The 8,330-nt window shown below is 55.1% G+C and carries 8 protein-coding genes, 1 tRNA gene and 1 pseudogene; 5 read left to right on the top strand and 5 right to left on the bottom strand.

Annotated elements, in window-relative coordinates; translation table 11 throughout:
* Positions 1-732 precede the first annotated feature (732 nt).
* A pseudogene (locus AACY02_RS22795) lies at positions 733-1,134 on the top strand (phage tail protein).
* On the top strand, positions 1,131-1,430 hold the full coding sequence (locus tag AACY02_RS22790) for a hypothetical protein (protein WP_445261962.1): 300 nt from the start codon (positions 1,131-1,133) through the stop codon (positions 1,428-1,430). The pseudogene AACY02_RS22795 and the gene AACY02_RS22790 overlap by 4 nt, the downstream one beginning before the upstream one ends.
* On the opposite strand, the gene AACY02_RS22785 is transcribed toward AACY02_RS22790, so the two are convergent.
* The 3 genes from AACY02_RS22785 to AACY02_RS22775 form a co-directional block, all read right to left on the bottom strand.
* Entirely contained in the window at positions 1,417-1,692 is a 276-nt protein-coding gene (locus tag AACY02_RS22785) for a hypothetical protein (protein WP_339433881.1), read from the bottom strand. The two genes, AACY02_RS22790 and AACY02_RS22785, sit on opposite strands and share 14 nt — an antisense overlap.
* 477 nt (positions 1,693-2,169) lie before the next feature.
* A tRNA-Ser gene (locus tag AACY02_RS22780) sits at positions 2,170-2,259 on the bottom strand.
* On the bottom strand, positions 2,255-2,503 hold the full coding sequence (locus AACY02_RS22775) for a hypothetical protein (RefSeq protein WP_339433880.1): 249 nt from the start codon (positions 2,501-2,503) through the stop codon (positions 2,255-2,257). Before AACY02_RS22775 ends, AACY02_RS22780 begins: the two co-directional genes overlap by 5 nt.
* 64 nt (positions 2,504-2,567) lie before the next feature.
* On the opposite strand from AACY02_RS22775, the gene AACY02_RS22770 reads away from it, so the two are divergent.
* The 3 genes from AACY02_RS22770 to AACY02_RS22760 all read left to right on the top strand — a co-directional run bounded on the left by AACY02_RS22770 (position 2,568) and on the right by AACY02_RS22760 (position 5,304).
* Complete coding sequence (locus AACY02_RS22770) at positions 2,568-3,257, top strand: crotonase/enoyl-CoA hydratase family protein (RefSeq protein WP_221733898.1); 690 nt, start codon at positions 2,568-2,570, stop codon at positions 3,255-3,257.
* Positions 3,258-3,474: 217 nt separating this feature from the next.
* Positions 3,475-4,197 (top strand): 1-acylglycerol-3-phosphate O-acyltransferase, encoded by a 723-nt coding sequence (locus AACY02_RS22765; RefSeq protein WP_339433879.1) that lies wholly within the window; start codon positions 3,475-3,477, stop codon positions 4,195-4,197.
* A 135-nt stretch (positions 4,198-4,332) separates the two neighbouring features.
* Positions 4,333-5,304, top strand: coding sequence for a magnesium and cobalt transport protein CorA (locus tag AACY02_RS22760; protein ID WP_339433878.1), 972 nt, complete (start codon positions 4,333-4,335; stop codon positions 5,302-5,304).
* 47 nt (positions 5,305-5,351) lie between these two features.
* Here the strand turns inward: AACY02_RS22760 and AACY02_RS22755 are convergent, their stop codons facing one another.
* Together AACY02_RS22755 and AACY02_RS22750 are read right to left on the bottom strand one after the other, a co-directional pair.
* Positions 5,352-6,080 carry an amidotransferase gene (locus AACY02_RS22755; RefSeq protein ID WP_339433877.1) on the bottom strand — a complete coding sequence of 243 codons (729 nt, stop codon included), beginning with the start codon at positions 6,078-6,080 and terminating at the stop codon, positions 5,352-5,354.
* Positions 6,081-6,174: 94 nt separating this feature from the next.
* Positions 6,175-8,319: a 3-hydroxyacyl-CoA dehydrogenase NAD-binding domain-containing protein gene (locus tag AACY02_RS22750; RefSeq protein WP_339433876.1), complete on the bottom strand. Its 2,145-nt coding sequence runs from the start codon at positions 8,317-8,319 to the stop codon at positions 6,175-6,177.
* Positions 8,320-8,330: the final 11 nt, after the last annotated feature.

Below are 8,330 nucleotides of genomic sequence, written 5' to 3'. Positions count from 1 at the left end.
GCAGCATCTTAAGTAATGCGGCTCTGCGTTCAGGTGAATAGTACGGCACGACCAGTCTCTTTCCGCCCCCGATATGCTTTTTTTGGAAAAACCGGAGAGGCGACAACTATCCTGACACCGGGGGCTACTGCCATATTCAGCCTCAAACGCCCTGACGCGAAACGTCAGGCACAAAAAATAGATCTTCGGCAACTGCAGTCACCGTCCAGATATTCGGGGGTCGTCATCCAAGGCGTGTTACGGAACACTCCAGCTGTCCCGGAAATGCAAAATGCGATGCTGTTGATGCATCAAAGAGAAACCCGACGCGAGCATCGGCAGACAAACCAACACGTCGCAAACAGGGTGCCTGCACGCAAGGTTGATCGATTCAGCAAAGGTATCTGGAAGGGATGCTATAAACTTTAGGAAAACTTGTACAACTTTTTATTTTTGTATAATCATTGAACTTTTAGAAGCGCGTGATGACGCATTGCCATCACGCAATATGGCACATCGCTACTGGCGCAAAACGATGCTGAAAATGTCGACTACCGCTCCCATGACAGCACCAACAGCGGTAACCAGAACGCCGACGACCTGATCCCAAGCATCGACGAACTGTGCTGGCGTCACTAAGGCCGCACCGCCGGCGTGACCTAAGCAGTACTCGAAGCCAACCCCGAGCAGCCAAGACGTTTTTCACCCGCAAGGTAGAGCGGACATGAATTACCAACATCATCAGGCCAAGCCATGAACAACCCCGACCGACTGTTGATTTTCATCGACAATGGCAAGGTTCGTTACATCGCCGCGCAGACGCTCTCTTTCGAATACAGTTTCGATCTGCAAGTCATCTTCATCGACTTCGCCGGTCATCCCGACAGCGTCATGTTGCACTTGTTTGGTTGGTTGAGCGTCCACCAATCCGAGTTGCTGGAGAACCTCAGCAAAGCCGCGGATGGCATTCAGTTCAAGGCAGACATTCTCGAGCCTGACTTTGCCCCTGATCGAGCGCGTAGTGTTGGGCAAAGACGATTGGGGCAACACCACTATCCGTTATTCAGGGGAACTCCAACGAACTGCCAAATTCCTCATCCGAACTGAATACCTGGCGCTCAGGGCACCGGTAGCGAATGGGGGCTACCGAAATGACCAACCAACGCTGGAGGATTGGGCAGCAGGATTGCTTGGACAGCTTGAACCGGCATCACGCAACAAACTGGCCCGCAATCTCGGTCAAACGTTGCGACGCAGCCAGCGGCAACGAATCATTCAAATACGCGCGGCGGAAAAAGCATAAGCTGCGCGGAAAGGATTGCGCCGAGCGCATGACGACAGAGGTGCGTTATGAACAGCGTGAGGTGCTGGGCTTTACAGATGCCAACCTTGATTTAATCAAAAATGGATTGCTCAGACACCTCATGCAGACTTCCTTTACAAACGTGTAATTACTGGTTCTTTCCGAGCAAGAAAGTATTTAACCTGCAGCCCGGCATCAACATCAATATTTACCCCTAGCGCATAGTCCCCGCTAGAAGTTGTAAAATAATCCGTCACACTACCTGTATAAACCGCGCCCTCATATTCAACTTTGACACGTTGCCCCGTTGATAAACGCTCATCTTCAATCGATAACGATCGCAGAGAACCCTTAGTCTCTTCTCTTGAGATTAAATAGTTGAATTCATTTACGCTAATTATTTTTTCCATAAACTTTTACCTCCAAGATAATTAACATGATCAAGCCGCTAAATAATCACTGAAAGCATGGAGAGTGGCACCTGTCAAACCTGACAGTAGGCAATACTTATTCGGCATCAAAATGCTGCTATGAATAACCAAATTTTTATTGTGTAACGGTTGGTTCTACAAACCGACAAGACTGAAATTCCCCACACATGGCGCCACCATTGGCGCGGATAGTAAGCAGGCTAATCGGCTTTTAGCCGCCGCCACCGGATCAGTCGATTGGCCTCTCTAGGCCGTTTTTAATCTGTGAACGATTCGCCCTCTCGCCATTCTCGGGGCAGTCACCAAGCGGCACCAAGCGGCACCAAGGCACAACAATGAGAGGCCAAAAATAGGCGTCCAGTCCCATATCGTTCCCATATCGCCCTTTTCCAGACGCCAAAAACCACAAACCCCCGACTTTCTCTAGGAAAATCAGGGGTTTGTGTTTACTGAATGTGGCGGTGAAGGAGAGATTCGAACTCTCGATACAGTTTCCTGTATACACACTTTCCAGGCGTGCTCCTTAAGCCACTCGGACACTTCACCGTATCTCTTCAAACATGTTCTGTCTGTCGAGGCGCGCTAATGTAGTCGAAAGCTTTTCCGATGGCAAACTTTTTTTCAGAATTTTCATGCGGTTAAGAGAAGAAGTCGTTTCCACGCTCCGACAGGCCATGGCAAACCGGCCAATCTTCGGTGGGCGCGGCCTTTCTATATAGAAGGCGAAGCGCCAGCCATGTGGCGCGCTACGCTGGGCAAGCCGGGAAACGGTGACTGGCGGGTCAGTCACGGCGCTTTACCTGGCTTGCGTCGGTGAGTAACGTCTGCCCATCTTTCTTACAAGGAATAGCGTCATGAGTGAGTTGATTTCCTACCACCTCGAAGACGGTATCGCGACCCTGACCTTGAGCAACGGCAAGGTCAATGCCATTTCCCCGGACGTGATTGCGGCGTTCAATGCGGCGCTGGATCAGGCTGTGACTGATCGTGCCATCGTGATCATTACCGGTCAGCCGGGCATTCTGTCGGGTGGTTATGACCTGAAGGTGATGACCGCTGGCCCTAAAGAAGCCGTGTCGCTGGTGACCGCAGGTTCGACGTTGGCTCGCCGTCTGCTCTCTCACCCGTTCCCGGTGATCGTCGCTTGCCCGGGTCATGCCGTGGCCAAGGGTGCCTTCATTCTGTTGTCCGCCGACTACCGCATCGGCGTCGATGGCCCATTCAGCATTGGTCTGAACGAAGTGCAGATCGGCATGACCATGCACCACGCCGGTATCGAACTGGCGCGTGATCGACTGCGTCGTTCGGCATTCCACCGTTCGGTGATCAACGGTGAGATGTTTGATCCGAAAAGCGCTGTGGATGCCGGTTTCCTCGACAAGGTGGTTTGCGCCGAGGAGTTGCAAGGTGCCGCACTCGCTGCCGCGCGTCAGTTGAAGAAGATCAACATGACTGCGCACAAAAACACCAAGCTGAAGGTGCGTAAGGCTCTGCTGGAAACCCTGGATAACGCCATCATCCAGGATCAGGAGCATCTGGGTTAATCACCCGGTTCCAGCATTGAAGAAAAGCCCGGCCGTCGTGTCGGGCTTTTTCCTGCAAGCTCCGTTGAAAGCGCCACGGCTGCTCTAGGACGCGTCTGACAAACAAATCCGAAACATGCGCTTAAACATCGCCTATCTCCTGCCTCTATAGCGGCAATTGCCGAAAACAGTGCACATCCGTACACTGCGCCACCTTTTGTGCCGGTGGGGCCTTAAAATGCTGTTCATGTTTCGTATGTTATTGATGAGCCTGCACTTTATTTTAGCCGGCGTGCTGGGGGTGATCCTCGGGTTGTGCCGCCCATTCAATCCGGACAACAGCCGTTTATGCGCCCGCCTCTACGCCTTGCCGGCGATGTGCATTTTGCGTCTGCGAGTGAAGTCCGACGTCAGCGGCTTGATGAGCAAGCCTGACAGTTGCGTGATCATCGCCAATCATCAATCCAACTATGATTTGTTCGTGTTCGGCAATGTCGTGCCGCGCCGCACCGTCTGCATCGGCAAGAAGAGCCTGAAGTGGGTGCCGCTGTTCGGGCAATTGTTCTGGCTGGCCGGCAACGTTTTGATTGACCGTGGCAATGCGCACAAAGCGCGCCAGTCAATGCTCACCACCACGCATACCTTGCAGAACGAAGACACGTCGATCTGGGTGTTCCCGGAGGGCACGCGTAACCTCGGTGAAGAACTGTTGCCGTTCAAGAAAGGCGCGTTCCAGATGGCGATTGCCGCGGGCGTACCGATCGTTCCAGTGTGTGTCAGCAGCTACATCAGGCACATGCGTTTGAATCGCTGGCGCAGCGGGAAAGTTCTCATACGCTCGTTGCCGGCAATTCCTACCGCTGGACTGACCATGGACGACATGCCCATGCTCATCAGCCAGTGCCGCGAGCAAATGCGCGAATGCATCGAATCGATGGATCGGCAACTGCAAGCCGCCTGACCAAATAAACCCGCCCCGTGCGGGTTTTCTTTTATGCGGTGAACTGTGCTGATTTCACTGACTCTCAAGCAGCGACACGGCTAAGCTGAAGCCGTGCAATCCCTGTCATCTGCCAAGAAGAAGTGAACCACCACCATGGGTCGAGTTGTTGCTGCTGCGGTGTACAGCGCGGGTAAGAAAGTCACCAGTATTTCCCTTGATGAAGGCGCCGCCTGGGCCGCCAAAACCGGCCACTTTGTCTGGATCGGCCTCGAAGAGCCGAACGCAAAGGAATTGTCCAACCTGCAACGCCAGTTCAACCTGCACGAACTGGCCATCGAAGATGCCCTGGAAAAACACAGCCGGCCAAAACTGGAAACCTTTGGCGACGCATTGTTTATCGTTACGTACTCGCCAATCCGCGAACACGGGATTTTGCAATTCATCGAAACCCACATCTTCGCCGGCAAGGGCTACATCATTACCGCGCGCAACGGCCACTCGGCGTCGTACGCCCATGTCCGTCAACGGTGTGAAGCACGCCCACTGTTGCTGGAGCATGGAGAAGACTTCGTCCTCTATGCGCTACTCGACTTTGTGATCGAGAACTACCAGCCCGTAGGCGAGGCGATCCATGCCGAAATTGATGAACTTGAGCGCAATGTGCTGTGCAGTGCGCTGAACGAACACGACATTCAAAGGCTTCATGGATTGCGCCGCGACGTAGTGCGCCTGCGCCGGTACGCGGCGCCGATGGTGGAAATCGGCGAAGAACTGCAACGACTGAGCTTTCCGTTTATCGACAAGAACATGCGCCCGTACTTCCGCGATGTGCAAATCCATGTCACAAGACAGATGGAAGACCTGACTACACTGGCGGAAATCGCCAGCCAGACCATCGAAGTCGGTGTATTGCTTGAAGCGTCAAGACAAAGCGTGGTGCAGCGCAAATTTGCGGCGTGGGCCGCGATTCTGGCGTTCCCGACGGCAGTGGCGGGGATCTACGGGATGAATTTTCAGAACATGCCCGAGTTGAGCTGGCACTACGGTTACTTCGGTGTTCTGGGGTTTATTACGGTGGGATGTGTGAGTTTGTGGGCAAGTTTCAAGAAATCAGGCTGGTTGTAGTGCTGTGGTAAGGGAATGCTCCCTTACCACAGATGCCGCGTCAGATTTTAAACAGCTTTAGCTTCTGGCTTGTGCGCCACAAAGCGCATCATCCACTCCGCGACCGTAGCGCCATGATGCTCCTGCTCAAGGCTGGCCACGCCTTTGCTGTAAATCTGCGTACCCAACGCGTCCTGACGCAGTTCGAGCAGCGCACGCGAATAATCGTGAATGAATTCCGGATGGCCCTGGAAGCACAGCACCTGATCATTGATGTGGTACGCCGCAAACGGGCAGAAGTCGCTGGAAGCGATGACCGTGGCGTTTTCCGGTAGCGCCGTCACCTGATCCTGGTGGCTGATCAGCAGTGTGAGTTCCTCACGCACCGGGTTCATCCACGGCGCCCTGGCCGCGAGTTTGTAGTTGTGGGTACCAACGCCCCACCCCTGAGCCGCGCGTTCGCTCTTGCCACCCAGCAGCAGTGCCAGCAGTTGGTGGCCAAAGCACACACCGAGCAGTTTGTCGCCACGTTCGTAGCGGCTCAGCAGGTATTGCTTGAGGGTTTGAATCCACGGGTCGGTACCGAAGGAATCAGCCTTGCTGCCGGTGACCAGGTACGCATCGAACGTCAGGTCGTCGCTCGGGTATTCGCCCTGCATCACGTTGTAGACGGCGAACTCGGCGGCGATCGGTTGCTGCGAGAACAGGCGCTGAAACATCTGCCCGTAACCCTGATATTGATCGACCAGTTCCGGACGCAGGATGTCGGTTTCCAGAATGCAGATGCGTAGCGACATAAAAAATACCTGACACATGATGGGAATAATGAACACCCAGAGCCTGCCCTGAATCACCCAGACAAGGCAAGCCCCGCAGCCTTCTCCCCATCACTTAAAACAGCTCGCCTTTCGCAGCCTTCTCCAACAACAACGCCGGTGGTGCAAAACGCTCGCCATATTGCTCCGCCAGATACTGCGCACGGGCAACGAAGTCTTTCACCCCGTATTGATTGATGAATTGCAACGCACCACCGGTCCACGCCGCAAAACCAATGCCAAAGATCGAACCAATATTGGCGTCCGCCGTCGAGGTCAGCACACCCTCCTCCACACAGCGCACGGTTTCGATGGCCTGCACGAACAACAGACGGTCACGTACATCCTTCGGCGAGATCTGCCCATCAGCCTTCTCGAAACGGGTCTTGAGTTGCGGCCACAAATGCTTCTGTCCACCGGCCGGATAATCATAAAAACCGCCGCCAGCCGCTTTGCCGGGGCGCTTGTATTCGTTGAGCAGCAAATCAATCACGGCGAAGGCCGGGTGCTCAATCAGCGGTTTCCCTTCAGCTTGCAGGTCTTGGGCCGTTTGTTGGCGGATATGGCTCATCAGGCTGAGGGAAACTTCGTCAGATATCGCCAGAGGCCCGACCGGCATACCGGCCTTGCGCGCTTCAGTCTCGATCATCGCTGCGCTTACGCCTTCACCGAGCATGGCGATGCCTTCATTGGTGAAGGTGCCGAACACGCGCGACGTGAAGAAGCCGCGACTGTCGTTGACCACAATCGGCGTTTTCTTGATTTGCAGTACGAAATCAAAACCACGGGCGAGGGTTTCGTCGCTGGTCTGCGCGCCTCTGATGATTTCCACCAGCGGCATTTTCTCCACAGGGCTGAAGAAGTGCAGGCCGATGAATTTGCTCTGATCGGGGACGGCACTCGCCAGACCGGTGATCGGCAAGGTTGAAGTATTGGAAGCGATCACGGCATCAGCGCCAACAACCTTCTGAGCTGCCGAAGACACCTGCGCTTTGAGTTCGCGATCCTCGAATACCGCTTCGATGATCAGATCACAACCCGCCAGGTCGACATCGGTTTCAGTGGCATGAATCCGCGTCAGCACCGCTTCGCGCTGTTCAGCACTCATTTGCCCGCGGGCGACTTTTTTGTCCAGCAGCGCCGCCGAATGCGCTTTGCCCTTCTCGGCCGCGGTCAGGTTGATGTCCTTGAGCACCACGTCAATGCCCGCCGAGGCGCTGACAAAAGCGATCCCGGCGCCCATCATCCCCGCACCGAGTACGCCGACTTTCTGCGTTTTATACGGCGCAAGCCCCTGCGGCCGCGACCCACCGGCATTGATCTCATTGAGCTGAAACCAGAACGTGCCGATCAGGTTTTTCGAAATCTGCCCCGTGGTCAGCTCGGTGAAATAGCGGGTTTCGATCAGATGCGCGGTATCGAAATCCACCTGAGCGCCTTCAACCGCCGCACACAGAATCTTTTCCGGCGCTGGCAGCGTGCCTTGGGTTTTCGTCCGCAGTATTGACGGCGCAATTGCCAGCATCTGCGCCACTTTCGGGTTCGACGGCGTACCGCCGGGAATCTGGTACCCCTTGACGTCCCAGCGCTGTACCACCTCCGGATTGGCGACAATCCAGGCGCGTGCCTTGGCCAGCAGTTCATCGCGATTCGCCGCCAGCTCATCAATCAAACCGGCTTGCAACGCTTGCTGCGGACGCACTTTTTTACCCTCCAGCAGATAAGGCAGCGCCTTCTCGATACCAAGCATTCGCACCATGCGCACGACCCCGCCGCCACCCGGCAGCAGGCCGAGGGTGACTTCCGGCAAACCGAGTTGCACCGACGCGTCATCCAAAGCGACGCGATGATGACAAGCCAGGCAGATTTCCCAGCCGCCACCGAGCGCCGCACCGTTGATCGCCGCAACCACCGGTTTGCCCAAAGTTTCCAGAGTGCGCAATTGCCCCTTGAGGGTCAGCACCATGTCGTAGAACGCTTTGGCTTCTGGCTTACCGACCTTGATCAGCTCATTGAGGTCGCCACCTGCAAAGAAGGTTTTCTTCGCCGAGGTGATGATGACGCCGGCAATGCGGTCTTTTTCAGTGACAAGCCGGGCGACGCAAGCGGCCATAGCCTCGCGATAGAGGGCGTTCATGGTGTTGGCGCTCTGGCCCGGCATGTCGATGGTCAGCACGACGATCCCGTCCTGGCCTTTTTCGTAACGAATGGCTTCGCTCATAACAAGTTCCT

Origin of the sequence: Pseudomonas sp. EA_65y_Pfl2_P78, from assembly GCF_963970495.1 — a bacterium.
GTDB classification, from domain to species: domain Bacteria; phylum Pseudomonadota; class Gammaproteobacteria; order Pseudomonadales; family Pseudomonadaceae; genus Aquipseudomonas; species Aquipseudomonas baetica_A.
This window is presented reverse-complemented; position numbering and strand designations above follow the sequence as displayed.